Consider the following 25,989-nt stretch of genomic DNA (forward strand, 5'->3'; position numbering starts at 1 on the left):
CGCTAGGAGTTCATCCAGCGCTGGATCACCTCGATGAGATGGTCGGAGTCGACCGGCTTGGTGACGTAGTCGCTCGCGCCCGCCGCGAGTGACTTCTCCTGGTCGCCCGGCATGGCCTTGGCCGTGACCGCGATGATGGGCAGGCTGACGTACTGGGGCATGGCCCGGATCGCCTCCGTGGCGGCGTAGCCGTCCATCTCCGGCATCATCACGTCCATCAGGATGAGGTCGGTCTCCGGGTGGGCGACCAGCGTGTCGATGCCCTTGCGGCCGTTGTCCGCGTGCAGCACATGCATGCCGTGGATCTCCAGCATGCTGGTGAGCGCGAACAGGTTCCTGGCGTCGTCGTCGACCACCAGCACCGTACGCCCGGCCAGCGTGTCGTCGACCTCGCGCCCGGCGGGCGCGCCCAGCTCGCCGGGCCGGGCCAGGGGGAGCACGTCGCCCGGCTGGTCGGCGGTCAGGTGCAGGGCGATGCGCTCGCGCAGCTCGTCGAGGCTGGACAGCAGCTCCAGCGGCCGGTGGCCGGCGCGGTCCTGGAGGGTCGCCTCCTGCTGCGGGTTCGTGCGCCAGTTGTTGTAGGCCAGGACCGGCACCTGCTGGAGCGCGGGATCGCCGTCCATGGCCTCCAGCAGCCCGTACGCGGCCCTGTGGGGCATGTCCATGTCGAGGACGATGCAGTGGCAGGGCTCCGCCGCGAGCGTGGCGGCGGCCTCCTCCGCGCCGGCGGCGGTGACCACCTCGATGCTCCCGTTGAGGCTGGTCAGGTCGCGGGTGTCGGCCAGGTCGGCCACCACGCTCTCCGCGACCAGGGACAGCAGCCCACGCTGCCGCTGCTCGATGACCAGGAGCCGCCGCTGCTGCGGCGCCACGGGCGTGGGCGGCGCGAGCCGCATGGGGGCGGACGGGTACGGCATGGACCTGGCGGGCGGCCGGTCCTCGAAGTCGGGGCGCGCGACCGGCAGGTAGAAGGTGAAGACGCTGCCCTGCCCCGGGATGCTCTGCGCGGTGATGGCGCCGCCGAGCAGGTAGGCGATCTCGCGGCTGATCGACAGGCCCAGCCCGGTGCCGCCGTACTTGCGGCTGGTGGTGCCGTCGGCCTGCTGGAACGCGCCGAAGATCGCTTCCAGTTGCTGCTCGGGGATGCCGATGCCGGTGTCGATGACCCGCAGGGCGACGGCCGAACCGTGCGGGCGCGCGGGAACGGGCAGCTCGGCCGGATTGGCCGGTTCGATCCGCAGCTCGACGCTACCCGTCTCGGTGAACTTGACCGCGTTGGACAGCAGGTTGCGCAGCACCTGGCGGAGCCGCGAGTCATCGGTGAGCAGCTCGGACGGCACACCCGGAGCGGTGGTGATCACGAACTCCAGGCTCTTCTGCGTGGTCATCGGCCGGAAGGTGGCCTCGACGTAGTCGAGCAACTGGCGCAGCGGCACCCGTTCGGGGTTGATGTCCATCTTGCCGGCCTCGACCTTGGACAGGTCGAGGATGTCGTTGATCAGCTGCAGCAGGTCGGAGCCGGCCGAATGGATGATGCCCGCGTACTCGACCTGCTTGGCCGTGAGGTTGCGGGTGTGGTTCTGGGCGAGCAGCTGGGCCAGGATGAGCAGGGAGTTGAGCGGGGTGCGCAGCTCGTGGCTCATGTTGGCCAGGAACTCACTCTTGTACTTGGAGGCCAGCGAGAGCTGCTGGGCACGGTCCTCCAGCTCCTGCCTGGCCTGCTCGATCTCGAGGTTCTTGGTCTCGATGTCGCGGTTCTGGGTGGCCAGCAGCGTCGCCTTCTCCTCCAGCTGCGCGTTGGAGCGCTGGAGCTCCTCCTGCTGGCTCTGCAGCTCCGCCGAGCGGGTCTGCAGCTCGACGGTGAGCCGCTGCGACTCCACGAGCAGCACGTCGGTGCGGGCGTTGGCGACGATGGTGTTGAGGTTGACGCCGATGGTCTCCATCAACTGGTCGAGGAACGCGCGGTGCACCGGGGTGAAGGCGTAGACCGAGGCCAGCTCGATGACGCCGAGCACCTGCTCCTCGGCCACGATCGGCAGCACGACCACCGAGACCGGGGCCGTCTGGCCGAGCCCGGAGGAGACGGTGATGTAGTCGCCCGGGATGTCGGTCATGGCGATGGTCTTGTGGGTGCGCGCCGCCTGGCCGACCAGCGACTCGCCGATGCGGAACCGGGTCGGCCGCTCGGGGTCGGCGGCGAATCCGTACGCGCTGATGAGCTGCAGCTCGTTCTCCTCGGCCAGGAAGAACGCGCCGTACTGGGCCGCGACCAGCGGCGCCAGCTCGTCCATCACCAGGACGGCGACCGTGGCCAGGTCGCGATGCCCCTGCATCAGCCCGGACACGCGGGCCAGGTTGGACTTGAGCCAGTCCTGTTCCTCGTTGGCCCTGGTGGTCTCGCGCAGCGACTCCACCATCGAGTTGATGTTGTCCTTCAGGTCGGCGAGCTCCCCTTCCGCGTCCACGGTGATGGAGCGGGTCAGGTCGCCCGAGGTGACCGCGCTGGTCACCGCCGCGATGGCGCGGACCTGGCGGGTGAGGTTGCCGGCCAGCTCGTTGACGTTCTCCGTCAGCCGCTTCCAGGTGCCGGAGACGCCTTCGACCTCGGCCTGGCCGCCCAGCCGGCCTTCGCTGCCGACCTCGCGGGCGACCCTGGTGACCTCCGCGGCGAAGGAGGAGAGCTGGTCGACCATCGTGTTGATGGTGGTCTTCAGCTCCAGGATCTCGCCGCGGGCGTCGACGTCGATCTTGCGGGTCAGGTCGCCCCTGGCCACCGCCGTGGTGACCTGGGCGATGCTGCGTACCTGGTTGGTCAGGTTGTCGGCCATCGAGTTGACGTTGTCGGTGAGGTTCTTCCAGGTGCCCGCCACGTTCGGCACCCGGGCCTGGCCGCCGAGCTGGCCTTCGGTGCCGACTTCGCGGGCGACTCTGGTGACCTCGTCGGCGAAGGAGGAGAGCTGGTCGACCATCGTGTTGATGGTCTCCTTGAGCTCCAGGATCTCGCCGCGGGCGGCGACGGTGATCTTCTGTGACAGGTCGCCCCTGGCCACGGCCGTGGTGACCTGGGCGATGCTGCGTACCTGGGCGGTGAGGTTGTCGGCCATGACGTTGACCGACTCCGTCAGGTCCTTCCAGGTGCCGGAGACGCCCTTGACGTCGGCCTGGCCGCCGAGCCGGCCGTCGGTGCCGACCTCGCGGGCGACTCTGGTGACCTCGTCGGCGAAGGAGGAGAGCTGGTCGACCATCGTGTTGAGGGTGTTCTTGAGCTCCAGGATCTCGCCGCGCGCCGAGACGGTGATCTTCTGCGACAGGTCGCCGCGCGCCACCGCCGTGGCCACCTGCGAGATGTTGCGGACCTGGGCGGTGAGGTTGCCCGCCATGAAGTTCACCGAGTCGGTCAGGTCCCGCCAGGTGCCCGCCACGCCCTTGACGTCGGCCTGCCCGCCCAGCTCGCCCTCGGTGCCGACCTCGCGGGCGACCCGGGTGACCTCGTCGGCGAAGGAGGAGAGCTGGTCGACCATCGTGTTGACGGTGTTCTTGAGCTCCAGGATCTCGCCGCGGGCGGCGACGGTGATCTTCTGTGACAGGTCGCCCCTGGCCACGGCCGTGGTGACCTGGGCGATGCTGCGTACCTGGTCGGTGAGGTTGCCGGCCATGGCGTTGACGGACTCCGTGAGGTCCTTCCAGGTGCCGGACACGGCCGGCACCTCGGCCTGGCCGCCGAGCCGGCCCTCGGTGCCGACCTCGCGGGATACCCGGGTCACCTCGGAGGTGAACAGCGAGAGCTGGTCGACCATGCCGTTGAAGACGGAGGCGATCTCTCCGAGCAGTCCGTCGGCGTCGTTCGGCAGCCGGGTGCCGAAGTCGCCGTCACGGACCGCGGTCAGCCCGGCCAGCAGTTGCCGGAGCTCTGGTTCGCCGACTTCGCCGACATCACGGGTCCGCTTGCCCCGCTCGGACGAACGTGAGACCCCCGCTGTGTCACTCATGTTCACCCTGGCTCCGATCTTGGATGGTCAAAGCTTCACCAGGGAGGATAGTCAGGTGCCCCTGTCGATCGCGCCAACTGCCGCGTTGTGGTCAAGCCATAGTGGGGATAGGGGATAGAAGGTCAGGATTTGCGACCGACGGCGCCGTACTGCGACACCTCCTGGCCGGCGTACTGGGTGGTCGGTTCGGGGCGCCACTTCGGCAGCGACACCATGCCCGGCTCGACCAGGTCCATCCCCTTGTAGAACCCCATGAGCTGTTCGGGGGTGCGGATCGTGATGGGCGTGGCGCCGCTCTCGTTCCAGATGGCCGCAGCGCGGTCCATGTCCGGGGTGCTCACGCTGGAGGCGACGATCAGGTGGCTGCCCGAGGGGAGCGCCTCCATCAGCTCGGCAACGACCGTGTACGCCTGCTCGTCGTCGGTCACGAACTCCAGCACGCCCAGCAGCATGAGCCCGACCGGCTGGGTGAAGTCCAGCGACTCGGCCGCCTGCCGCAGGATCGTCGCGGGGTCGCGCAGGTCGGCGTCGATGTACATGGTCGAGCCCTCAGGGGTGCCGCGCAGCAGCGCGCGGGCGTGGGCGAGGACGATCGGGTCGTTGTCGACGTACACGATGCGCGCGTCGGGCGCGGCGGCCTGGGCCACCTCGTGGGTGTTGTCGGCCGACGGGATGCCGGTGCCGATGTCGAGGAACTGGCGCACGCCCGCCTCGACGACCAGGTGCCGCACCACGCGGGCCAGGAACTCCCGCTCGGCACGGGCGATGACGGCCAGCTCCGGCATGACCTTGAGGATCTGCTCGCCCGTCTCGCGGTCGGCGGCGTAGTGGTCCTTGCCGCCCAGCCAGTAGTCGTAGACGCGGGCCGGATGGGCCACCGAGGTGTCTATGCGGCTGAGCTGTTCCATCACGTCGTCGTTCGCGTCCTCGGTCATCAGGCGCCCCCGGATCGTCGTAGCAGAGGAAAGTTCTTGTCGGGTCAGAGCCTAGAGCCCGCCAGAGGTGCCGAATGTAAGAAATCGCGACTTGTGATCGTTTGTCGCGATACTTGACACCGCTCAAGGGGTGCCAGGACACTCTCCTGCACCACTTGTAAACGTTTACGGGGAGCCGGCCGATGCCCTTACCTCGATGGAGCGGCGTCGGTGCGCTCGTGTCCCTCGCCCTCGTCGTCCTGCTGGCCGTACCGGGAGAGGCCCGCGTGCACGCGGACCGGACCGGGACGATCACCGCGGCGTCCGCGCCCTCGGCGGCGCTTGGGGAGAGCATCGCCTACAACCTCTACCTGCCGTACGGGTACGCCAAGGGCGCCGATCGCTATCCGGCGCTGTACCTGCTGCACGGCCGGGGCGACACCATGCAGGCGTGGACCCGCGTCAAGGACACGCTCGACGCGATGATCAGAACCCGCCGGATCCCGCCGCTCATCGCCGTCATGCCCGACGCTCCGTGGAGCGAACGCGGAAGCTGGTACGTGGACTCCCGCTACACCGGCTCTGACCTGCCCGGCCGGCCGGTCGAGACCGCGCTGACCCGCGACCTGGTCGCCCACGTGGACGCGACGTACCGTACGGCGGCGATCCGCCAGGCCCGTATGGTCGGCGGCTACAGCATGGGCGGCTCGGGCGCGCTGCGCTTCGCGCTGGCCCACCAGGACCTGTTCGGCAGCGCCATCGTGCTCAGCCCGGCCGTCTACACGCCGCTGCCGCCGTCCGACTCCTCCGCCCGCGACTACGGCGCGTACGGCCAGGACGGCGCGAAGTTCGCCGACGTCGTGTACCAGGAGCTGAACTATCCCGCCCTGCTCCCCAAACTGGACCAGGACCTGCCCGTACGGCTGTTCGTGGCCGTCGGCGACGACGAGTACGCCAACCCCGATCCGGCCGACGCCCACCACGACCTCGACTTCGAGTCCGCCGCCCTCTACAACGCGGCCAGGCGCTCGCCCGCGATCTCGGCGCAGCTCCGCGTCCTCGACGGCGGCCACGACTGGACCGTCTGGACGCCCGCGTTCGAGCAGGCGATGGCCGAGCTGGGCCCGGCGCTGAGCGTCACGCCGCCGGCCGGGCTGCCCGCCCCGCTGTACGGCACGGCCGCCCAGGACTGGGCCGGTGGCGTCGCGGCCCACGCCGACGGCTCGCTGACCACCGGGTTCGCGGCGAGCGGACCCGTCGGCGGTCAGCCGTACGCGGGACGCCTGGACGCGGTGCTGGTCCACGGCGGGGCGGACGGCTGGACCAGACAGCTCGGCACCGCCGCCGACGAGCGGCTGTACGGCGTCGCGGCGCTGCCCGACGGAGGCGTGCTCGCCGCCGGTTATACCAAGGGCGACCTGGACGGCCACCACGCGGGGAACGCCACGGACGACGCGTTCGTGGTCCGGCTGGACGCGAAGGGCGAGGTGCGCTGGCTTACCCAGTTCGGCGCGCCCGGCGTGGCCGACCGCCTCTACGGCCTGTCCGCCGCCCCCGACGCCGGCGCCTACGTGGCCGGATACACCAAGGGCGCGCTCGACGGGGCCAACAGCGGGGACAAGGACGCGCTGGTCGCCCGCCTGTCCGCTGACGGTGCGGTCTCCTGGGTCCGCCAGTACGGCGGGGTGGGGGAGGACAAGGCGTACGGCGTTGCCTCTTCCGGGACGAACGTCTACGTGACCGGCAGCGCCACCGCGGCCCTGCCAGGGATGACCGCGCTCGGTGGGCTCGACGGCTGGCTCGCCGGCTACGACCTGAACGGCACCCGGCAATGGGCCACCTCGGTGGGCGGCGCCGGTGACGACCGGCTGAACGCGGTGGCCGTCACCACGGCGGGCCTCGCGGTCGCCACCGGCGGCGTCGGCGGCGACCTGGTCGCGGCGGCGTACACGGGCGCGGGCAAGCAGCGCTGGCAGACCACCGTCGCCACCTCGGCCGCCGACGAGGGCGCCGCGGTGGTGCCACTGCCCGGTGGCGCGGTCTCACTGGCCGGCTACACCCGTGGCCGGGTGGGCGTGGTGGCGGGCGCGGCCGACATCCTGACGGTCCGGCTCGACGGCAAGGGCAAGCAGCAGTCCGCCGCCCAACTCGGCACCGCCCGCGACGACGGCGTCGACCCCTTCGCCGAAGCCAACCTGTACGCCACCGCCACCCCGTCGGGCCAGGTGGCCATCTCAGGCCTGACGTACGGCACCCCGACCGGCGGCGCGCCCCTGGGCAACGGCGACGTCTTCACCACCACGGTGGACCCGTCCACCGGCCTGCCCACCACGAAGGACTGACCCCTATGCGGGCCTCTTCAAACCCGGCTTGAAGCGGCCCGCCCCCAGAGCGGCCCGCCCCCAGAGCGGCCCGCCCCCAGAGCGGCCCGCCCCCAGAGCGGCCCGCCCCCAGAGCGGCGCGCGCTTGGAGAGGCGCGCGCCGACGAAGGTCAGCCCGGTTTGAGGAGGCCCGCGTCGACGATGGCGCGGCCGAAGGGGCGGGCGAGTTCGGCCAGGCGTTCGCAGCAATCCCCGCCCAGGGCCGAGTACGCGGGCAGCGCCAGTGTGTCGGTGCGGTCCTCGATGTGCTGGCGCAGGGCCTTGCCCTCGGCGCTGAGCAGGTCGCCGTCGAGGAGGCCGCGTTCGCGCAGGCGTTCCTCGGCGGCCGCCCACTCCGGCTCCGGCCAGGCCCGGCTCAGCTTGAGGAAGGGCGTCGGGACCTCCCCGGTGCCGGCGTGCAGCACGAGCGCGTCCAGCGGGCCGACGCCCTCGGTGACCAGCGTGCTGATGTGCCCGTCGCCGCGGAACTCGCGCAGCAACGTCTGCGCGTGCCACAACTGCAGCAGCGGATCGTCCGGCCAGGCCAGCGCGGCGTGGGCGGCGAACAGCGGGCGCCCCTGCGGGTGCTCGCAAGCCGCCTCCGCGGCGCGCCGGGCCAGCATGAGAACCGTGTCCAGCGAGGGCAGCTCATGGATGCCCGCCCGGCGCAGAGCTTCATCGGCCGCCTCGTACCGCGCGGTCAGGAGCTGCTCGGGCGTCGCCTGGTCCCACGCGGCGGGCAGCGCCTGCCGTACGAGAGCGGGGTGGAAGTTGTAGAAGGTCGCGATGACCAGCTCGGCGGAGGCGCGGCCGAGCGCCGCCGAGCGCGAGGCGAAGTAACCGGCCCGGCTGTTCAGCCCCAGCGCGGCGTACCGCTTCCGGCCCTCGGGGACGAAGTAGATCATGCCGTGCACCGGCTCCAGGCGCCGCCAGGCCTGCCGTGCCGCCTTCATGAAAGCGACTCCACGAACCTGGACATCCCGGCCAGCCACCGGTCGGGATCGTCGGCTTTCCGGCGGGCGAAGTCGGCCACCTCGGGGTGCGGGAAGATGTGGAACCGCTCCGCCGCCAGCCCCTCGACCACCGTGCCGGCCACGTCGGCCGGGTCGAGTATCGCCCCGGACGCGCCGACCGCGCGGGCCGTCAGGTGGTCCTCCGCGACACCGCGCTCCAGCATGGCCGTCCGTACGCCCTGCGGGCACAGCACGCTGACCTTGACGCCCTTGGGCGCGTAGTGGATCGAGACCCACTCGGCGAAGGCGATGGCCGCCGCCTTGGTCACGGCGTAGGGGGCGTCGCCGGGGCAGCTGATCAGCCCGGCCGCCGAGCAGGTGTTGAGCAGGTAGCCGCTGCCCCGCGAGACCATGAGGGGCACGACCGCCCGCGCGGCGTACACGTGCGCCTGCACGTTGACCGCCCACAGGCTGCTCCAGTCCTGGGCGGTGGCGTCCAGCCCGCGCCCGGCGATGACGCCCGCGTTGGAACAGAACAAATCCACAGGCCCGAACGGTGTCTCGGCCAGCTCGGCCACTTCGGCCTCCACCGACACGTCGGTCCGCACGGCCACGGCCCGGTCGCCGATCTCCTTCGCCACCTCGGCCGCGCCCGCCTCGTCGAGGTCGGCGACGACCACTCCGGACGCCCCCTCCGCGGCGAACCTGAGCGCCATGGCGCGGCCGATCCCACTCGCCGCGCCCGTGACGACGACGACTTTGTCCCGCACCCGCATGAAGCCACCTTCCTAGCCGACCAGCCGGTATCTAGAACGTAGTTCTACTAGCGGTGGCGCGTCAACGTGCCGATGGCGCGTTTGAGGATCTTGCCTGTGGGGCTCATGGGCAACTCGTCGGCGAACGAGACGTGCCGGGGGTACTTGTAGGCGGCCACCCGCTCCTTGACGAAGGCCTGCAACTCCTCGGCCTCGACCGGCGCGCGCAACGTCACCACGGCCGCGATCTCCTCCCCGAGCTCCGGGTGCGGAACCCCGATGACCGCGGCCTGCCGGACGGCGGGATGCTCGTACAGGACCTCCTCCACCTCGCGCGGGTACACCGTGTACCCACCGCGGATGATCACGTCGCGGCGGCGGTCGACCAGGAAGAAGAACCCGTCGTCGTCGACCCGGCCGAGGTCGCCGGTGTGGAACCAGCCGTCGCGGATCGCCTCCGCCGTGGCGGCCGGGTTGTTCCAGTAGCCCTTCATCACGTTGGGGCCCCGGATGACGATCTCGCCGATGTGGCCGGTCGGCACGTCGCCGTCGTCCTCGTCGACCACCTTCATCTCGACGTCCTTGATCGGCCGGCCGATCGACCCGGGCCGGGTGCCGTGGCGGCCGCGGTTGGACGAGGCGACGGGCGAGGTCTCGCTGAGCCCGTACCCCTCCACGATCGAGCAGCCGAACCGCGTCTGGAAGGCCCGCAGCACGTCGAGCGGGAGCGCCGCCCCGCCGGAGACCAGGATGCGCAGCAGCGACATGTCGGAGGCGCCCGGATGGTCGAGCAGCGCGATGTACATGGTCGGCACGCCCTGGAAGACCGTGACGCCGTCCCGCCGGATGACCTCCAGCGCCCGGCCCGCCTCGAACCGCCGCAGCAGCGTGAGCCGCGCGCCGGCCTGGACGGTGGCGTTGAGCGAGCAGGTCTGCCCGAACGCGTGGTAGAGCGGCAGCGCCCCGAGCACGACGTCGTCCACCCCGAGCGCGTGCATGCGGGCGACGGCCGCGGCGTTGCCGCCGAGGTTGCCGTGGGTCAGCTCGATGCCCTTGGCCCGGCCGGTCGTGCCGGAGGTGTAGTGGATGACCGCCGTCTCGCCGTCCGCGCGCGGGGTGACGTCGAGGTCGGCCGCCAGGCCACGCAGCAGCCGCTGGAACTCGCCGGGGACGACGAAGAAGCAGTCGGTCAGGGTGCCCGCGGTGCCCGCCTCGGCGGTCTCGGCGAAGGCGTGCCAGGCGATCAGCAGGCAGGGTCCGCAGTCGCCGACGTACGCGGCGATCTCCCGCCTGCGCAGCAGCGGATCGAGCGGGACGACCACCGCCCCGATCCGCAGCACCCCGTAGTAGACGACGGCGAACTCGGGGACGTTCGGCAGCATGACCGCGACCCGGTCGCCCGCGCCGATCCCGCGCCGCCGCAGCAGCGTGGCGACGCGGGCGCTCATCAGATCGAGCGCGCCATAGGTGAGCGCCTCGTCGTCGAGCGTGACAACCGTCCTCCCGCCGAGCCGATCGGCGGCGGTGTGGAGCCGGTCAGCGAGGTTCATGAAATCGACGGTACGTCGGCGCTCCCACGTCGCTCATCGGTTGCGGTGGCCAGTCTTTACCGCTCGGGATTGGTGGTGGGCGGCAGGGAGTCGTGCAGGGCGATCGCCACGAGCAGATCGAGCAGGTCGCTGATCCGGCGCAGGCTGCGCCCGGTGCGCTCCTGGATGCGGCGCAGGCGGTATTGGGCGGTGTTGGGGTGGATCTGCAGCCGCTCGGCGGAGGCGCGCAGGTTCAGGTCGGCGGCGGCGAAGGCGCGGATCGTGGCGGTGAGCACGCCGCCGCGCGCCCGGTCCTCCGACAGGAGCGCGGTGATCCGCGGATCCACCAGGTGGCGGGCGGTGTCGTCGGCTCTCATCGCCAGGTACTGGAACGGGGAGAGCCGCGGGAGCGCCGCCACCCCGCCGTCCTCCGGCAGGAACTCCAGCACGGCACGGGCCTCGTCGTAGGCCCGCGGGATGCCCGCCGTCCCGGCGGCGACCGTGCTGATGCCCATGGCCAGCACGATCCCCTCGTGCATGAGGTTCTCGCGCACGGCCTGCAGCCGGTCGCACAGCTCTCCGGGATCGCCGCCGGGGCCGAGCGCGGGGATGGCGACGATCTCCGACTGCCGCACGACCGACAGCGTCCGCGTGCCGTTCGCCCCGGCCCTGGAGATGGCCGCGCAGGTCACGTGCCGCGCGTCGACGCCGCGATCGGGGCCCCTGGTGACCGGGTTCCCGCCGGTCACGGCGCCGAGCGCGCGCGGCCCGAGCAGGACCGCGACCACCACGAGCAGCGGCGCGCGGGTGTCGGGCCCCAGCCCGTACGCCTGGGCCGCGGCGAGCTGCCTGCTCCGCGTGGGGGCGCCGCCGGCCAGCAGCGTCTCCAGCAGGTCTCTGCTCTCGCGTACGGCGTCCGCCGCGGCGTAGTGCTGGAACTCCATGTACGCGTTGGCCGCGTGCGTGCTGGCGAAGTCGCAGAAGCGCATGATCGGGGCCGCCAGCGAGAGCGCGGCCTCGTGGCCGGCGGCCGAGTGGCCGGCCCGCTCCAGCACCGACCCCCAGAAGACCTGCTGGCCGACGCGGAAGGCGTTGATGTAGTCGGTCAGGGCGAGCCCGGCCCTGGCCCGCCGCATGGCGGCCCGGCGCGCGAAGGCGATGTCGTCGAGCGTGACCGTGCGGTCTTCGAGCATCACGGCCAGCGTGCTGCGGTAGTGGCGGACCACTTGGTCGCGTACGTCGGCGAGGAAGTTCTCGTCCTGGGCCGCGTAGGCGGGGATCTCGGCCCGCATCGTCTGAACGGCTGTGTCGGCCAGTTCGGCTAGGTGATCGAGAAGCTCGGAGAGGATACGCGTGCGCTGGACGCGGACCGCCTCCGAACCGGTGAGCGTTTCCGTGCTGAAACCACCGGACATGTCGGGATGATCCATGCACTTCGCCGGGCGGTCAACGGGTCGTAACCGGTCCGAGACACACCCTGTGCCCGGCGGACAACAGCCAGGACACATCTTGGGTGACCGTGCCCAATGTGGTTTCGGAGAGGTGGCTCCTACGCTTTCAGAACATTGCTCTCCGCTCGCCGTCAGCAGGAGGCCGGATGCTGGAGGTCAGCGAGCTCACGGTCCGCTTCGGAGGCATCACGGCGCTCGACGAGGTGGGCTTCTCCGTACGGCGCGGCGAGATGGTGGGGCTCATCGGGCCGAACGGCGCGGGCAAGACCACGCTGTTCAACTGCCTGACCCGCCGCCACGACGCCGACGCCGGCCGGGTCGCGTACGAGGGGCGGGACCTGCTCGCCGTACCACCGCACGCGATCGCGGCCCTGGGCATCGCGCGGACCTTCCAGAACCTCGGCCTGTTCCCGCGCCTGTCGGTCCGCGACAACACGCTGGTCGGCGCGCACCACCGAGGCCGGGCCGGCTTCTTCACCGCGGGACTGCGCCTGCCCGGCGTGCGCCGCGAGGAGGCCAGGCTGCGTGCCGAGGCCGACGCGGTGCTCGACCGGCTGACGCTGACCGAGGTCGCCGACCACCCGGCCGCCGGGCTGCCGTTCGGCACGCTCAAGCGGGTGGAGCTGGCCAGGGCGCTGGTCGGCCGCCCGGAACTGCTGCTGCTCGACGAGCCGGTGAACGGGCTCAGCTCGGCGGAGGTGGCGGAGTTCTCCGGCGTCCTGCGCGCGATCCGCGACGAGTACGACCTGACGATGGTCGTGGTCGAGCACCACATGGGCTTCGTCATGGGGATCTGCGACCGGATCGTCTGCCTGGACTTCGGCCGCAAGATCGCCGAGGGTGCCCCGGCCGAGGTCCAGCGCGATCCCGGGGTCATCGAGGCGTACCTGGGGACGGCACATGAGTGAGTTGTCGGTCACGGAGCTGGTAGCCGGATATGGGGACGCCCGGGTGCTGCGCGGGCTGAGCTTCACCGTCGCCCCGGGGGAGATCTGCGCGATACTCGGGCCGAACGGCGCCGGCAAGACGACCCTGCTGCGGGCGCTGTCCGGCATGGTGCGCGGGCGCGGCAGCGTCCGGCTCGGCGGAACCGAGCTGACCGGCCGCTCGCCGGACGCGATCGCCCGGCGCGGCGTCGCCCACGTGCCCGAGGGTCGCGGCACGTTCATGCCGCTCACCGTCGAGGAGAACCTCCGCCTGGGCGCGTACGTACGGCGGCGCAGCACCGGCGTGGACGCCGACCTCGACCGCATCTACACCTATTTCCCGGCGCTGAAGTCCAGGCTGCGGCAGGCGGCGGGCAGCCTCAGCGGCGGGGAGCAGCAGATGCTGGCCATCGGCCGGGCGCTCATGCTGCGGCCCCGGCTGCTCCTGCTGGACGAGCCGTCCCTGGGCCTGGCCCCGCTGATCACCCGGGAGCTGTTCCGCATCGTGCGGGCGATAAACGAACAGGAGCGGACCACCGTGGTCGTCGTCGAGCAGAACGCCCATCTCGCCCTCGGCATCGCCCAACAGGCGCATGTCCTGGAGACCGGCCGGATCGTGCTGTCGGGCACGGCCGAGCGGATCAGGGCGGACGAGCAGGTCGCCCAGTCCTACCTCGGGTATCGGGTCTAGCCATGGCCGGCTTCCTGCAGCAGGTCGTCGAGGGGCTCGGCGCGGGCGCCATCTACGCCAGCCTGGCTCTGGCCCTGGTGCTGATCTACCAGTTCACCGGCATCGTCAACTTCGCCCAGGGCGAGCTGGCGATGTTCTCCACCTACCTCGCCTGGCAGTTCACCGCCGCGGGCCTGCCGTTCTGGCTGGCGCTGGTCATCACGCTGGTGGTGTCGTTCGCGGGCGGCATGCTCATCGAGCGGGTGATCATCCGGCCGGTCGAAGGCGCTCCCGAGCTGACCGTGGTGATCGTCACCGTGGGGCTGTTCATCTTCGTGAACGCCGCCGCCGGGTGGATCTGGTCGTTCCTCATCAAGGACTTCCCCAACCCGTTCCCCGAGGGCGCGGTCACGGCCGGGGGCGTCAGCGTGGGGTACTCGACGCTGGGCATCCTCGGGGTGGTCGGCGTGGTCATGGGCCTGCTGTACCTGCTCTTCCAGCACACCAAGATCGGGCTGGGCATGCGCGCGGTGGCGTCGAACCCGGGCTCCGCCCGGCTCGTCGGCATCCGGGTGGGCTGGACGCTCGCGCTCGGCTGGGGACTGGCCGCCACGGTGGGCGCGGTATCCGGCGTCCTGGTGGCGCCGCTGCTCTTCCTGGACCCCAACCTGATGGGCGGGGTGCTCATCTACGCGTTCGCGGCGGCGACGCTCGGCGGGTTCGACAGCCCGGTGGGCGCGGTCGTGGGCGGACTGATCGTCGGCGTGGCCGAGACGCTCGCCGGGGCGTACGTCGGCTTCATCGGATCGGACCTCAAGATCGGGGTGCCGCTGGTCATCATCCTCGGCGTCCTGCTGCTGCGGCCTCAGGGGCTGTTCGGGCGAGCGGTGGTGGAGCGGGTATGAGCGAGGCGACAGAGGCTCGGGTCTCCGGCGGGCGGTGGCGGATTCCCGCGAACTGGCGCTGGATCGTCGTGGTGGTGCTGCTCGCGCTGGCCTGCTACGCGCCCTTCCAACTGGTGCCGTTCCGGGTCTTCCAGTTCACCATGGTGCTGATCTACGCGGTGGCGCTGCTCGGCCTGAACCTGCTCGTCGGGCACGCGGGCCAGATCTCCCTCGGGCACGGCGCCTTCTTCGCCGTGGGCGCCTACAGCGCGGCCATCATGCTGCACAGCTGGGACGCGCCCTACCCGGCCACGCTGCCGGTCGCCGCCGCGGTGGCGTTCACGCTGGGGCTGGGGTTCGGCGTGCCCGCCGTCCGGCTGCGCGGCCTCTACCTGGCCCTCGTGACGATGGCCATCGCGATCTTCCTGGGGCCGCTGCTCAAACGGTTCGAGTCGGTCACCGGCGGCTCCATGGGGCTGACACTCGCCAAGCCGGAGCCGCCCGCCTGGACGGGGCTGGCCGAGGACCAGTGGCTGTACTTCCTCACGCTGGCCGTGGCCGTCGCGGCGTTCCTGGTGACCCGCGGCCTGCTGCACTCGCGGGTCGGCCGGGCGTTGCACGCCATCCGGGACAACCAGGCGGCGGCCGAGGTCATGGGCGTGCGGCTGTCGTACTACAAGACGCTCTCCTTCGCCTGGAGCGCGATGCTCGCCGGGATCGCGGGCTGTGTCTACACGTGGGTGATCGGATACGTCTCGCCGGACTCGTTCGGCGTAACGCTCTCGATCACGCTGCTGGCGGGCCTCGTCGTGGGCGGCCTCGGCTCGTTCTGGGGGCCGCTGCTGGGCGGGCTGTTCGTGATGTTCGTGCCGAGCATCTCCCAGAGCGTCAACGACGCCGCGCCCGGCGTCGTGTTCGGCCTGCTCATCATCGCGGTCATGTACGTCGCCCCGACCGGCCTGGCCGGGCTGGCGGGCCGCGCGGCGTACTCGATCAAGAAGACCCTCCGGAAGGAGTAACAGGCATGCGCGTATCTGTTATCGGCTGTACGGCGATGCTCCTGGTCGCCGTGGCGGCCTGCGGGGGGCGGGGCGGGAACGAGGCGGCCCCGACGGCGTCAGGACCGTGCCAGGGCCAGCAGGCGACCGGCATCACCGACAAGAGCCTCAAGCTCGGCGGCATCTACCCGCTGTCGGGACCCGCCTCCGCCTACGGCGACATCCCCAAGGGCATCAAGGCGTACTTCGACTACGTCAACGCCGAGAAGAACGGCATCGGCGGGCGCAAGGTCGAGTTCGTGGTCCGCGACGACGGCTACCAGCCGCCCAAGGCGGTCGAGGAGGCCCGCCGGCTCGTCGAGCAGGAGCAGGTGTTCGCGCTGTTCCAGACGCTGGGCACCCCCTCGACGACGGCGACCTGGGACTACACCAACCAGCACAAGGTGCCGCAGATCTTCGTCGCGACCGGCGCCTCGAAGTGGGGCACCGACACGCAGCACCCGTGGACCATCGGCTGGCAGCCCAACTACATCTCCGAGGCCCGCATCTACGCCAAATACCTCAAGACGGAGAAGCCCAATGCCAAGGTCGCGGTGCTCTACCAGAACGACGACTTCGGCAAGGACCTGCTCGGCGGGTTCAAGCGGGCCATCGAGGGCAGCGGGATCACCGTTGTCGGCGAGCAGAGCTACGAGGTCACCGACCCGAGTGTGGACCCCCAGATGCGCAACCTGGCCGGGTCCAAGGCGGACGTGTTCCTCAACGTGTCGACGCCCAAGTTCGCCTCCCAGGCGCTGGCCGCCGACGCCAAGAACACCGTCTGGAACCCCCTGCACATCCTCAACAACGTCTCCGCCTCGATCACCGTGCTCAAGCCCGTCGGGTTGGAGAACGTGCAGGGCGTCGTGTCCGCCTCCTACTACAAGGACCCCAGGGACCCGACGTGGAACGACGACGCGGAGATGAAGCTCTACAAGGCGAAGATGCAGCAGTACGCGCCGGGCGCCGACCCGAACGTGCCGTTCTTCACCTACGGCTGGGCGGTGGCCGACGCCTTCAACAAGACGATGTCAGCCGCGAAGTGCCCGACGCGCGAAGGACTGCGCGACGCCATGCGCAGCTTGAGCGACGTGCAGGTCGGCATGCTGCTGCCCGGGGTGACGATGAACACCGCCGCCGGTGACGGCTTCCCGATCGAGTCGATGCAGCTCATGAAGTTCAAGGGCGAGCGGTGGGAGCTGTTCGGGGACGTGATCGACACCCGCAAGGAGTTCGGGCCGCTGACGGGCTGAACAAGCATGGGCCTTCGCTTTTGGGGCGCTGTCGCGCAATGGGCTTCGGGCTGCGTCCAGTGGGGGGCAGCGCCCCCCACACCCCCACCTTCACAAGCGTGGTCCTCGCTAATCGCTCGGGCGCCTCCCAAACGCAAGCGGCCCCTTAACCGGAGCGAGCCCACCCAGCTCCAACAGGCAACCGCTCAGCATCAGTGGGCATTGCGCGAGTTGATGCCCCTTTCGTCCCTTGTCTTGGGAAGGCGGGCTGGTCAGGGCGTTATCAGCTGGGCTGGGGGCGTGGCTGGGCGAACAGTCCTGGCTCGGTTTCGACGAGAATGCCCCGGTTGACCAGACGTTTGAGCTTGGCGCGGATGTTCTCGGTGTTCTTCTTCGCGATGGGCAGGTCCAGCGCTGCGACCCCAATATAACAATACCGCCGGAAAAACTCAGCTTCCTACACCGTCTCGACGGCAAGCTAGCCGACGAGAGGCGTCGCACCCTGACTTATCCGAAATGCATTCAAATCTTCGGCGCAGGCTATTCGAAGGGCAACGCCAAACAATGCGACGAATACTCCTTCGCAAGTACCTGGGAACGATGGGAATTCAAGCCCCTCGTGCCGGACATTCCGTTCTCCCTCTGCGTTATCCCGACGCCGGATAACCGAATAGCTGGGGGCAGGGCAAATCGCTTCTACAGCGGTCGGAGAATCCTCCATGGAGACCGGTTCTCCATCGCCTTCTCCACAAAGATCTCAATACCTTCGTCATTCAAGTTGTGCGGGAAGATTCCAAAACCATAGACAAAAGCTGATGTTTTCCTGAGATGGGGCCGGCAGGGCTTTCTCCTGCCGGCCCCATCTCAGCACAAGACGCTTGGGCCAAAGGGCCAACAGTGTTCCGTGTCCCACGTACAGACTCCTAGGTTCTCGGCAACCTAATGCTGCTGTCGGACGGCCGATTAAGATGACCTCTTGTGTCCGAAGAGATGCGCTTCTTCTACGAAGGCGAACCTGAGCCGCAGACTCCCGAAGAGTTGGAAGCGTTCATGAACGACCCCGAACGTTCCCGCGGCTACCCAGGAATGCTCCCGGCGGAGGACATCACGGCGGAACAACTGCTGGAACAGACCTCGGCGGTCAACACCCAGTCCGTGGTGGACACCACCGACCTGCCCGAGACCACTCCAGAGCCGGGCGATCCACCCGCCGAAGACGCCGACCCACCGACCGTGGTCGCCGCAGGGCCGAACAAGGACGCGACGGGCGTGCCAACCAACACCGAGATCTGGGTTGTGTTCAGCGAGCAGGTCACCCAGGCTCAGATGGCGCTGAAGGGGTCCGGCGGGGAGCCGATCGCCGGAGTGTCCAGGCAAGAGAATGAGGACATCGCGCAATTCCTGCCGGAAAAGCCGCTGACCGCCAACACCCGCTACACCGTGGAGGTCTCCGGCGCCAAAGACGCGGCCGGCAACGTGATGCCCGCCCCGCACAGCTGGTCGTTCACCACAGGCGCCCCGGACACCGACCCGCCCACGGTGGATGGCACCGACCCCGCCGCGGACGAAACCAACGTGCCGGTGGACGCTGCCGTCACGGTCGGGTTCAGCGAAGCGGTATCCGGCGTTCAGATCTCCGTCAAGGACCCGTCGAACGCGACCGTGCAGGGAACGACCGCGGGCGACACCACCACATGGACGTTCACCCCCACCTCGCCACTCGCCACCTCGAAGGCCTACCGAATCGAGGTGAGTGGCGCTAAGGACGGCTCGGGCAACGTCATGACGCCCTACACCTGGACGTTTACTACCGGCGAAACCGACTCTGCCCGGCAACGCGCGTAAACCGCCGACAGACGGGCTTGCCAAGTCAGATCTCGCAACACCCGGTCGCTGACGCTCGCATGTGGGAATCGGCCCCGCTGTACGGCCAGCACATTCCGGCGCTGAGCGGCCTGCTGCCACTGATCGCCGCCGCGACGGAGGAGCCGCCGGACCGCATCGACCAGTTGCTGGCCGAAGGCATACGCTGAGCGTGGTTGGGGGCTTGGTGTCACCAAGCCGGGGACGTGACACACTCCCCGCCCGGGATCCCGCTGCTGGCGGGGGATCAGGCAGCCGGATCCGTGGGATCGTCCTTGGGTGGCGACGGCAGCGCCGGCGAGTCCTGCTGCACCACGAGGCCGGACGTAGTGGCTGGGCCTGGGGACTCTGCTTGTCCCGCCGGCTTCGCTCTTCTCTTGTTCAGCCATGCGAGCAGTTCAGGCGGAAAGATGCGGCCCACGGGCCGGTTGCACGCGTGAGCCCCGCTGCATATCGACAGAGTCACAGAGCGAGGCCCGTGAGCTTCTCAGGGTTGATGCAGCCGGGACAGAACACTGAACACTGAACATCCAACCGCTACGATCGCCGACCCGGCGAACCTATGCGGTCACAGCACTACCTGACGGGGTGGCCGTTGTGCAGGTATGCGACGGTGCCAGCGTCAGCGGCGGTGATCGCGGCCTGTAGGCGTGCCCACACGTACGGCCGGAGCCGTTTCTCTGCTTGGTTGTGGGTGCAGAACTCGAACGCGCCCAACTCGGTATCTGCAAGGCGTAGCGCGGCGGTTTGGTCGGGGGTGAGGATTCCGGCGTTGAAAATGAACATCACCGAGTCGTCCCATGGGCCGTGTGGTGGCACCCAGTCCACACACACCAACGCCATGTCCTCCGGGAGGTGGAGGCCGAGTTCTTCGGTCAGTTCTCGGCGGAGGGCATCAAGCGGTGGTTCGTTGGCTTCGGCCATGCCACCGGGGAGATCCCAATTGGGTTTGTAGGTGGGGTCGACGAGCAGCACACGGCCGTGATCATCACAAATGAGGGCGTCTACCCCCACGCGCTTGCGGGCCTGGCGGGCGTTGCCCTCGGTCAGATGCGCGCGGTAGGCGGCGGGATCGCGTTCGTAGAGCGGCCGGGTGTCGGGCTCGGTCATGGGGTTGGGCTGGTCCTTGGCTGTGTGGTGTCGGTGGTGAGCTGGTAGAGCCATTCACGCTGCCGCAGCGCCTCGGCCAGGTGGTCGAGGAAGCCCCGCGCGCATGCGGTGGCGCGGCGCAGATCGCGTAGTTGCTGAATCACCAGATACGAGCCTAGCGACCCGGTGGTATGAAGAACATCGGTCGCGACCGCACACGCCTGGTCCAACGCGCCGCGTTCGATGAGCACACCGGCCAGGGTGAGGTGCCCGAACGCGCGGGAGCGGGTGCGGCCGGCTGGCCGCAGCTCTAGAACTCGCTGGGCGTGGCGCTGGGCTGCGAGTAGGTCGCCGAGCTGCCGCATGCACCGGGCCGCGTCTCCGGCGAGGGACGCAGCATCAAACGGTGACACCCAGGGCGACGGGGCTGCGCTGTGGCTGCCCTGCAGGGCGGTCTCAGCGCGGCCCAACAGTGCGCGCGTTTCCCGTGATCGTCCTGCGGCGGCGTGCCCGCGAGCCTGCAACGCCCACAGCCGCGCCGCCAGTTCGGGGTGAGCCGGTCCCGCCGTCAACTCGCGCTGTCCCTGAGCGGCGTAGCCGATAGCGTCATCGGGGTGGGCGCGATGGTGCGCGAGGTGGGCCAGGCTCGCGAGCACGTGAACCCTCAAATGGGGGTCGTCGCCCACGCCGGACAGGTCTCGCGCCCGCGCGAAATGCCGCCCGGCGCGGTCGTCGTCTCCGGCGTCATGCGCCATCCACCCGGCCATTTCTGTGAGTGCCGCGGCCGCGGTGAACACCTGCGGGCCCTCACCGCCGAACATGCGGGGACTGAGGTGGTCGCGTAGGTAGGTGGTGACGGTCGCGTACAGGTGAGCGCCGCCAATTTGGGCGTCCACCGCCCGCCACGCCGCCGCCACCGCCGCCGCTGCCGCATCCTCACCCGGCCCCAAGACGGTGGCCCGCGCCGACACCGGAACAGGGACCGGGGGCGGTTCCGCGGCCGGGGCTGAGGCGTGCGCTGGTGGGCGCGCCGCGCGCTGCTGCGGTACCTGAAACCACAGCCGGTCAGCCGGGATGTGCAGCAGTCGCGCCCACTGTGTGAGTCTGCCCAAGTTGGTTATCGGCGGGCCGTTCTCAATCCTGGACAGCTGGGGTTGGGTGATGCCCACCCACGCTGCCACCGTTTCCTGTCGTAGGGGGCGGCCGTGGTGCGGGTGGGCGCGATAGGCCGCGATGACCTTGCCCATGTGCCACTGGTCGAGCGCTGAGCGCATGCCGGGATGGGTCCAGAACTCCGGCGGCACCCTCGGCGGCCCGGCGGGCGTACCAGTCGCCGCACGCGCGCCCGTGGTGCATGCCGCGCACCGGCCGCTGGTGTTGTCGCGCGCTAGTCGTGTCCCGCAGCGGCAGCGCCGCGCCTGCGTGTCAGTCATCTGGACTCACCGCCACATCGGAGATCCTTCACCCCGAATGTAACCATGCGCTCACGTTGCGCATCCAGGTATTCGCTGGGGCGCATATCCATATGCGTTATTGGTCATGGCTGCATGCGCGGGCGGTTGGTCACTGTGGGAGCACCTCCCAGCCGACCAGCACGAAAGGCACACCGTGACCACACAACACGCAGCACCAGAGCCGGTGATCGGCGGGGACTACCTGGCGACCACGGGCCGCCCCGTCGTCGGGGTCGCTCCGGTCACGCATCCGGGACCGCTGACCGCATCGGCCCTCCCACCCACAGCACGATGCCGGGCGGTGGGGTACGTGCGGCTTCGGCCCGACACCGACACCGCCGCCAGCGAGCAGGTCACCGCACGCCTGCGCGGGTTCGCGGCGCGGTCCGGGCTGGACCTGGTCGGCATCTACACCGAGCACCCGCACCCGTTCCGGCAGTCGGCGTTTGGTGAGCTTCTCCAGGCGCTGTGCCGCCCCGACATCAGCACCGTGGTGATCCCCGGTCCGGAGCATCTGTCGGAGTTCGACGGCATCTATCAGGCCATGCGCGCCCTGATCGAGATAGAGACCGGTGCTGATGTCTTGGTGATGTCCCACACCATCGAGGCCATGCCATGACCCCAGCACCTGTCCATGAGGTCCATGACCGACGGCTGAAAGAGTTGATCGGTCAGGTGATCGCGGCGGGGGTTCCCGCGATCGTTGTGGACCAAGCCACCGCCGAACGGTGGCTCCTACGGCTGACCGGTGCCTTGCTGGGGATCAACGCCTGGCACCGCGTCGACCCGCGCGGGAGGTGCCGACTGTGCCGCCCCGGATTCCTGCGGCGATGGTGGCCCCGGAGGGCGCGGCGGGCCTGCACTGTCCAACCGACGCTCGCGCACTACCTCCGCGACGCCGAACCGGTTCTCTTCCCCATCGAGGGTCGGGGGGCCTCATGAGCGACCGGTTCGCGCCCGTGCCGCCCACCGTGCGCGCCTCCGAGGTCACCCTGTTGGCGCTGCACACCGCGATCACCATCGGCGCGCAAGTCGCCCGCATCGGCGCCCGAGTGTGGGGCCTGCCCTACCTCGAACACCCCGCCGAACAGACCGCTGGCCACCTGCTCGCCCGCGCTGTCGAGAACACTGGCCACCCCGACCCCAACCCCCGATACTCCGATATCAACCCCGCCACCATCACCGCCGTGAGTATCCGGGTCCACCGCCGCGTCGATGCCCTGATCATCGACGTGTGGGACACCGACCCCACCCCACCAGGCACTACCCCACCGGACCCCCACATGAGCGCCGTAGGCGCCCTGGCGCGCCGCTGGGGCACCTACCCCTCCCAGTGCGGTGGGAAGGTCATTTGGGCCGAGATAGGCGCAGACAATCACTTACCTGCCGGGCCCGCGCAGCCTGGCGGCTCTGACCACCTCACGCCGCGCCCCGATCCCAGCGCCGATGCCTGCTGGCCGACGTGCTGATCCCGTATCGGCCCGTCGCCGAGGTGAGCGCGTTCCTCGATCAACTGCCGGACCAGCTGCCCTCTGGACAGATCGGCCAAATCGCGGGCGGGCAGCCCGTGCCGGGGTAGCGTGGATGAGGTGAGTCAGACCTATCTGCCGCCCGAGCAGTGGTATGCCAGCCTGCCCACCGTTCACCTCTCCGCGTGCATGCTGCTCACCGATGACGCCGATCGCGTCCTGCTGGTCAAACCCAACTACCGCCCCTACTGGGCGGTGCCCGGCGGGATGGTGGACGACGGTGAGCCTCCTCAGATGTGCGCCGCGCGCGAGGTCGGCGAGGAACTCGGTCTGCAGGTCCCCGCCGGCGCTCTGCTCGTGGTCGATTGGGTGGCCCCGATGGGGGATCGGCGGCGGCCGATGATGAACTTCATCTTCGACGGCGGGATCATCGCCGATCCTTGCCGGATCCGGTTGCAGACCGACGAGCTCGACGCCGCCCAGTTCTGGCCCTGGGACGAGGCGGCCATCAAGCTGCCCGCCACGACCGCCGCCCGCATCCCGGCCGCCCGAACCGCCCGCAAGAACCAGCAGACGATCTTCCTGCCCGCCGAGCGCGATGCCTGAGCTGTGCACGTATCCGCGTACTCGGTGGAGCACTCACACGAGTACGCCGACGCGACCGTCGTGATCGACGAGCGGGAAGCGGTCCTCGAGGAGGCCGGAGAGGTGATCCACGCTCTCGCACACGGTGTGATCACCGAGGATCACCTGATCGAGCTTGGCACCGCCCTAACGGACGGCCTGGCCCCCCGAACCGGACGCACGGTCTTCAAGACCGTCGGCATCCCATGCAGGACTGGGCGGTCGCCCACCTGCTCGCTCAGCTATGCCTGACGCAGTAGCGCGGCGATCACAAATCAGCCGCAGGCCTTCGCCGTGGTGCCGCTGCCCTTGTTGACGCGGCCGATCCCGATCGTCACGCTGCCCGTGGCTTGGGCACAGACGCCGCTTGGCGCGTAGACCATGTCGCCCCAGTGGTGCCCGCCGTTCCCGGCGCGGTAGGTGAAGGAGATGCTCTTGCGGCTGGTGAAGACGGTGATATGGCCGGTCGCGTTCTTGGGCACCGTCACCTCGCCCCAGTTGGTGCCGCAGCGACGGGAGTAATACAGCCGGATCGTGCCCAGGGTGTCATCGATCTCGTTGCTCAGCGAGGCCTTCTTCCCGGTGTAGACCTTGCTGTTGGCGCACCCGCTTCTGTAGGGGTCCTTTCCGTCGTACGTGTGGGCACTCGCTGGGCCCGTGGTCAGCAAGAGCGTCCCAATCGTCGCTACGGACACCGCAGCCGCTGCTACGTGGATCTTCATATCGGTCGACTCCTTTGTGAGAGGCCCGGGTACGAACTCAATTTCTCGCGCCCTTATCTCTCCGCGAGAAAGATCTCTGGAAGGAGGGAGATTTCCCGATAGGCGGGGGGCGAGAACAGCTCCGACTATGCCGGGCGCCTCGAACGGCGGCAACGGACATCCGCCGGACAGCCGTCCAAACATTGTCCAGACGTGCGGTTGGACAAATAGCCCAGGCCGATGGGGGTGGCTACAGAGCGCCGCGCGCAGCGGCGACGTCTCCGTCACCCGCGCCGCGCAGCACGCCCCGCGGTCCCCGTAGAACTCGGAAAAGTCGGGCGGATATGGCTGGGTAGGCTGCTGGCCTGGGGGTCTTGGGGTTCTGGTGGGAGGTTGCCGGCGGCCTGGCCGAAGCCAACCGCGGGCCGCGTCTTGCTCGCGAAGCGGGGCGAAGTCGGCGTCCAGCTTCGGGTCGTACGCCTCGGGCTGATGCGGAGTTCGTGGGTGGAGTACTCGCCGAACATGACGGGAGCCTGCCCGCCTCCGTGGAGAGACCCCACAGCCATAGATCGTCATTGGTGACACTCTGCGACGAACAGACGTCACTCTGGGTAATGATGTGGTGACTGGCCGCAGCTGGCGGTCTGGATGGTGCTCCGGGGGACGGCCGACCCTGTGCGAGTGTGCACCGCCTTGTCCCGGCCGAGGAGCGTCATGTCACCCACCACCGTTGAGGTCCCGACCGCCTATGGCCCGGTAGCGGGGCTGATCGAAAACGGGATCGCGTCCTTCCGCGGGATCCCCTATGCCGCCGCTCCCGTCGGGCCGAACAGGTTCGGCGCGCCCGTGCCGCCCGATACGTGGAGTGCGCCGTTGCCCGCTCACGACTTCGGACCGACCCCGCCGCAACCGCCGCTCAAGGGCAAGCTCGGCGAGCTGTTCCACAACCCGGTCATCCCGGGGGACGGTTACCTCAACCTGAACGTGTGGACCAGCGCCGCCGGCTCCGACGCCGCGATGCCGGTGCTGGTGTGGATCCACGGCGGCGCGTTCACCACCGGCTCCTCCGCGGTGACGACCTACGACGGCGCCACCTTCGCCCGCGACGGCGTCGTCTGCGTCACTCGACGCCATCGCCGACGGTCGTGGCGCTGACCTGCCGCTGCTGATCGGCACCACGGTCGAGGAGTTCAGGACCTTCGTCGTTCCCACCGCCATGGTGGGCTGGCCCGGAGCGGCGCCGTTCAGGACCAGGACCGAGGTCTACGGTGCCCCGGTCGGCTTCTACGACCGCTACGCCGATACCAGCGTCGAGCCGTATGTCCGCAACGCCCCCTCCGGCATCGCCTGCGCGACGCTGACCGACCGCATGTTCCGCATCCCCACCTACCGCATCGCCGAGGCTCGCAGCGACGCGCCCGCCACCACCCACGTCTTCGAGTTCGGCTGGCGGTCACCCGCCACGCCCAACACCCTCCGCGTCAAGCTCGGCGCCTGCCACAGCCTTCCGCTCCCCTTCGTGTGGGACACGCTCGACAATCCCGACAGCGCGGAGTTCACCGGTCCGAACCCGCCCCAGGGACTGGCGGACGCTCTGCACGGACGCTGGGTCGAGTTCGTCAAAACCGGCGACCTCGGCCAGTGGGCCCCCTACAACACCACCGAACGCCCGGTGATGACCTTCTACCGCGACAACAAGCCGGACAACGTCATCGTGCACGACCCGCGCCGCGACGAGCGGGAAATCTGGAAGAACGATCTCAACCCGAGCTGACCGGCAGCACGGCCCCGGCCTTCGGCGCGCGCGGTGCGCGCCGGAGGCCTGCGGGTGTGACCTGGGCAGCGGCGCGACACCTCCCGCTGGACCGAGGAGACCACCCGCGAGGCCGATGGCGTCGGCTGGGGGAGGGCGTGGAACGCTGGGGAATGTCAGCTGCCGCCGACGCCCAGGGCGGAGAGCAGGACCAGGAGTACGGTCGCGACAGCGAACAGCCCGTATGCGCCGACCACGGCGACCGGGAAGTGCCGCTCGGCGGGGGCGGTCTGCTCGCCTGCCGCCGGGGGTCCACGCGACGACGCGAACGCGTTC

The 25,989-nt window shown here is 69.7% G+C and carries 24 protein-coding genes; 15 read left to right on the forward strand and 9 right to left on the reverse strand.

Annotated elements, in window-relative coordinates; translation table 11 throughout:
- Positions 1–2: 2 nt before the first annotated feature.
- On the reverse strand, positions 3–3,989 hold the full coding sequence (locus AB0B91_RS05925; protein WP_358316292.1) for a HAMP domain-containing protein: 3,987 nt from the start codon (positions 3,987–3,989) through the stop codon (positions 3–5).
- A gap of 122 nt (positions 3,990–4,111) precedes the next feature.
- The gene (locus AB0B91_RS05930; RefSeq protein WP_358316295.1) at positions 4,112–4,924 is read right to left on the reverse strand and encodes an SAM-dependent methyltransferase; all 813 of its coding nucleotides are present in this window, start codon (positions 4,922–4,924) and stop codon (positions 4,112–4,114) included.
- A 182-nt stretch (positions 4,925–5,106) separates the two neighbouring features.
- Here AB0B91_RS05930 and AB0B91_RS05935 point away from each other — a divergent pair, with 182 nt between their 5' ends.
- On the forward strand, positions 5,107–7,245 hold the full coding sequence (locus AB0B91_RS05935) for an alpha/beta hydrolase-fold protein (RefSeq protein ID WP_358316298.1): 2,139 nt from the start codon (positions 5,107–5,109) through the stop codon (positions 7,243–7,245).
- A gap of 149 nt (positions 7,246–7,394) precedes the next feature.
- On the opposite strand, the gene AB0B91_RS05940 is transcribed toward AB0B91_RS05935, so the two are convergent.
- Genes AB0B91_RS05940 through AB0B91_RS05955 form a run of 4 tightly spaced genes read right to left on the reverse strand, consistent with a single transcriptional unit; the run spans position 7,395 to position 11,915 of the window.
- Positions 7,395–8,216: a hypothetical protein gene (locus tag AB0B91_RS05940; RefSeq protein ID WP_358316300.1), complete on the reverse strand. Its 822-nt coding sequence runs from the start codon at positions 8,214–8,216 to the stop codon at positions 7,395–7,397.
- The gene (locus tag AB0B91_RS05945) at positions 8,213–8,992 is read right to left on the reverse strand and encodes an SDR family oxidoreductase (protein ID WP_358316303.1); all 780 of its coding nucleotides are present in this window, start codon (positions 8,990–8,992) and stop codon (positions 8,213–8,215) included. Before AB0B91_RS05945 ends, AB0B91_RS05940 begins: the two co-directional genes overlap by 4 nt.
- Positions 8,993–9,039: 47 nt before the next feature.
- Positions 9,040–10,521, reverse strand: a complete 1,482-nt coding sequence (locus AB0B91_RS05950) for a long-chain fatty acid--CoA ligase (protein ID WP_358316306.1) — start codon at positions 10,519–10,521, stop codon at positions 9,040–9,042.
- 56 nt (positions 10,522–10,577) lie between these two features.
- Complete coding sequence (locus tag AB0B91_RS05955; RefSeq protein WP_358316309.1) at positions 10,578–11,915, reverse strand: helix-turn-helix domain-containing protein; 1,338 nt, start codon at positions 11,913–11,915, stop codon at positions 10,578–10,580.
- A gap of 182 nt (positions 11,916–12,097) precedes the next feature.
- Here AB0B91_RS05955 and AB0B91_RS05960 point away from each other — a divergent pair, with 182 nt between their 5' ends.
- From AB0B91_RS05960 to AB0B91_RS05995, 8 genes are all read left to right on the forward strand, one after another.
- Complete coding sequence (locus AB0B91_RS05960) at positions 12,098–12,859, forward strand: ABC transporter ATP-binding protein (RefSeq protein WP_358316312.1); 762 nt, start codon at positions 12,098–12,100, stop codon at positions 12,857–12,859.
- A complete protein-coding gene (locus AB0B91_RS05965) occupies positions 12,852–13,568 on the forward strand; it encodes an ABC transporter ATP-binding protein (protein ID WP_358316315.1) in 717 nt (238 codons plus the stop codon). Before AB0B91_RS05960 ends, AB0B91_RS05965 begins: the two co-directional genes overlap by 8 nt.
- 2 nt (positions 13,569–13,570) lie before the next feature.
- Entirely contained in the window at positions 13,571–14,452 is an 882-nt protein-coding gene (locus AB0B91_RS05970; RefSeq protein WP_358316318.1) for a branched-chain amino acid ABC transporter permease, read from the forward strand.
- A complete protein-coding gene (locus AB0B91_RS05975; RefSeq protein WP_358316321.1) occupies positions 14,449–15,450 on the forward strand; it encodes a branched-chain amino acid ABC transporter permease in 1,002 nt (333 codons plus the stop codon). The genes AB0B91_RS05970 and AB0B91_RS05975 overlap by 4 nt, the downstream gene beginning before the upstream one ends.
- Positions 15,451–15,455: 5 nt before the next feature.
- Entirely contained in the window at positions 15,456–16,721 is a 1,266-nt protein-coding gene (locus AB0B91_RS05980; protein ID WP_358316323.1) for an ABC transporter substrate-binding protein, read from the forward strand.
- Positions 16,722–16,950: 229 nt separating this feature from the next.
- The gene (locus AB0B91_RS05985) at positions 16,951–17,505 is read left to right on the forward strand and encodes a hypothetical protein (protein ID WP_358316326.1); all 555 of its coding nucleotides are present in this window, start codon (positions 16,951–16,953) and stop codon (positions 17,503–17,505) included.
- A 173-nt stretch (positions 17,506–17,678) separates the two neighbouring features.
- Positions 17,679–18,545, forward strand: coding sequence for an Ig-like domain-containing protein (locus AB0B91_RS05990; protein ID WP_358316329.1), 867 nt, complete (start codon positions 17,679–17,681; stop codon positions 18,543–18,545).
- Positions 18,546–18,604: 59 nt separating this feature from the next.
- Positions 18,605–18,733, forward strand: a complete 129-nt coding sequence (locus tag AB0B91_RS05995) for a hypothetical protein (protein WP_358316332.1) — start codon at positions 18,605–18,607, stop codon at positions 18,731–18,733.
- Between the two features lie 406 nt (positions 18,734–19,139).
- Here AB0B91_RS05995 and AB0B91_RS06000 read toward each other — a convergent pair whose 3' ends face one another.
- Positions 19,140–19,673: an NUDIX hydrolase gene (locus AB0B91_RS06000; RefSeq protein WP_358316335.1), complete on the reverse strand. Its 534-nt coding sequence runs from the start codon at positions 19,671–19,673 to the stop codon at positions 19,140–19,142.
- Positions 19,670–21,085, reverse strand: a complete 1,416-nt coding sequence (locus AB0B91_RS06005) for a helix-turn-helix transcriptional regulator (protein WP_358316338.1) — start codon at positions 21,083–21,085, stop codon at positions 19,670–19,672. Before AB0B91_RS06005 ends, AB0B91_RS06000 begins: the two co-directional genes overlap by 4 nt.
- A gap of 175 nt (positions 21,086–21,260) precedes the next feature.
- Between AB0B91_RS06005 and AB0B91_RS06010 the strand changes: the two genes are divergently transcribed.
- From AB0B91_RS06010 to AB0B91_RS06025, 4 genes are all read left to right on the forward strand, one after another.
- Positions 21,261–21,725, forward strand: coding sequence for a hypothetical protein (locus AB0B91_RS06010; RefSeq protein WP_358316341.1), 465 nt, complete (start codon positions 21,261–21,263; stop codon positions 21,723–21,725).
- A 319-nt stretch (positions 21,726–22,044) separates the two neighbouring features.
- Positions 22,045–22,575 carry a hypothetical protein gene (locus tag AB0B91_RS06015; RefSeq protein WP_358316344.1) on the forward strand — a complete coding sequence of 177 codons (531 nt, stop codon included), beginning with the start codon at positions 22,045–22,047 and terminating at the stop codon, positions 22,573–22,575.
- 120 nt (positions 22,576–22,695) lie between these two features.
- On the forward strand, positions 22,696–23,181 hold the full coding sequence (locus tag AB0B91_RS06020) for an NUDIX hydrolase (protein WP_358316347.1): 486 nt from the start codon (positions 22,696–22,698) through the stop codon (positions 23,179–23,181).
- 3 nt (positions 23,182–23,184) lie between these two features.
- Positions 23,185–23,451 carry a hypothetical protein gene (locus AB0B91_RS06025; RefSeq protein WP_358316350.1) on the forward strand — a complete coding sequence of 89 codons (267 nt, stop codon included), beginning with the start codon at positions 23,185–23,187 and terminating at the stop codon, positions 23,449–23,451.
- Between the two features lie 23 nt (positions 23,452–23,474).
- Here AB0B91_RS06025 and AB0B91_RS06030 read toward each other — a convergent pair whose 3' ends face one another.
- Complete coding sequence (locus AB0B91_RS06030; RefSeq protein WP_358316353.1) at positions 23,475–23,921, reverse strand: DUF2690 domain-containing protein; 447 nt, start codon at positions 23,919–23,921, stop codon at positions 23,475–23,477.
- A 693-nt stretch (positions 23,922–24,614) separates the two neighbouring features.
- Between AB0B91_RS06030 and AB0B91_RS06035 the strand changes: the two genes are divergently transcribed.
- Positions 24,615–25,055, forward strand: a complete 441-nt coding sequence (locus AB0B91_RS06035) for a carboxylesterase family protein (protein ID WP_358316356.1) — start codon at positions 24,615–24,617, stop codon at positions 25,053–25,055.
- A gap of 61 nt (positions 25,056–25,116) precedes the next feature.
- Positions 25,117–25,674, forward strand: coding sequence for a hypothetical protein (locus AB0B91_RS06040; RefSeq protein WP_358316359.1), 558 nt, complete (start codon positions 25,117–25,119; stop codon positions 25,672–25,674).
- Positions 25,675–25,989: the final 315 nt, after the last annotated feature.

This window comes from Nonomuraea sp. NPDC049141 (assembly GCF_040648415.1).
Taxonomy (GTDB): Bacteria; Actinomycetota; Actinomycetes; order Streptosporangiales; family Streptosporangiaceae; genus Nonomuraea.

Coding starts and splice junctions, on each gene's coding strand:
- AB0B91_RS05925 (WP_358316292.1), bottom strand. CDS start 3,989: ATGAGTGACACAGCGGGGGTCTCACGTTCGTCCGAGCGGGGCAAGCGG.
- AB0B91_RS05930 (WP_358316295.1), bottom strand. CDS start 4,924: ATGACCGAGGACGCGAACGACGACGTGATGGAACAGCTCAGCCGCATA.
- AB0B91_RS05935 (WP_358316298.1), top strand. CDS start 5,107: ATGCCCTTACCTCGATGGAGCGGCGTCGGTGCGCTCGTGTCCCTCGCC.
- AB0B91_RS05940 (WP_358316300.1), bottom strand. CDS start 8,216: ATGAAGGCGGCACGGCAGGCCTGGCGGCGCCTGGAGCCGGTGCACGGC.
- AB0B91_RS05945 (WP_358316303.1), bottom strand. CDS start 8,992: ATGCGGGTGCGGGACAAAGTCGTCGTCGTCACGGGCGCGGCGAGTGGG.
- AB0B91_RS05950 (WP_358316306.1), bottom strand. CDS start 10,521: ATGAACCTCGCTGACCGGCTCCACACCGCCGCCGATCGGCTCGGCGGG.
- AB0B91_RS05955 (WP_358316309.1), bottom strand. CDS start 11,915: ATGTCCGGTGGTTTCAGCACGGAAACGCTCACCGGTTCGGAGGCGGTC.
- AB0B91_RS05960 (WP_358316312.1), top strand. CDS start 12,098: ATGCTGGAGGTCAGCGAGCTCACGGTCCGCTTCGGAGGCATCACGGCG.
- AB0B91_RS05965 (WP_358316315.1), top strand. CDS start 12,852: ATGAGTGAGTTGTCGGTCACGGAGCTGGTAGCCGGATATGGGGACGCC.
- AB0B91_RS05970 (WP_358316318.1), top strand. CDS start 13,571: ATGGCCGGCTTCCTGCAGCAGGTCGTCGAGGGGCTCGGCGCGGGCGCC.
- AB0B91_RS05975 (WP_358316321.1), top strand. CDS start 14,449: ATGAGCGAGGCGACAGAGGCTCGGGTCTCCGGCGGGCGGTGGCGGATT.
- AB0B91_RS05980 (WP_358316323.1), top strand. CDS start 15,456: ATGCGCGTATCTGTTATCGGCTGTACGGCGATGCTCCTGGTCGCCGTG.
- AB0B91_RS05995 (WP_358316332.1), top strand. CDS start 18,605: ATGTGGGAATCGGCCCCGCTGTACGGCCAGCACATTCCGGCGCTGAGC.
- AB0B91_RS06000 (WP_358316335.1), bottom strand. CDS start 19,673: ATGACCGAGCCCGACACCCGGCCGCTCTACGAACGCGATCCCGCCGCC.
- AB0B91_RS06005 (WP_358316338.1), bottom strand. CDS start 21,085: ATGACTGACACGCAGGCGCGGCGCTGCCGCTGCGGGACACGACTAGCG.
- AB0B91_RS06015 (WP_358316344.1), top strand. CDS start 22,045: ATGAGCGACCGGTTCGCGCCCGTGCCGCCCACCGTGCGCGCCTCCGAG.
- AB0B91_RS06030 (WP_358316353.1), bottom strand. CDS start 23,921: ATGAAGATCCACGTAGCAGCGGCTGCGGTGTCCGTAGCGACGATTGGG.
- AB0B91_RS06035 (WP_358316356.1), top strand. CDS start 24,615: ATGTCACCCACCACCGTTGAGGTCCCGACCGCCTATGGCCCGGTAGCG.
- AB0B91_RS06040 (WP_358316359.1), top strand. CDS start 25,117: ATGGTGGGCTGGCCCGGAGCGGCGCCGTTCAGGACCAGGACCGAGGTC.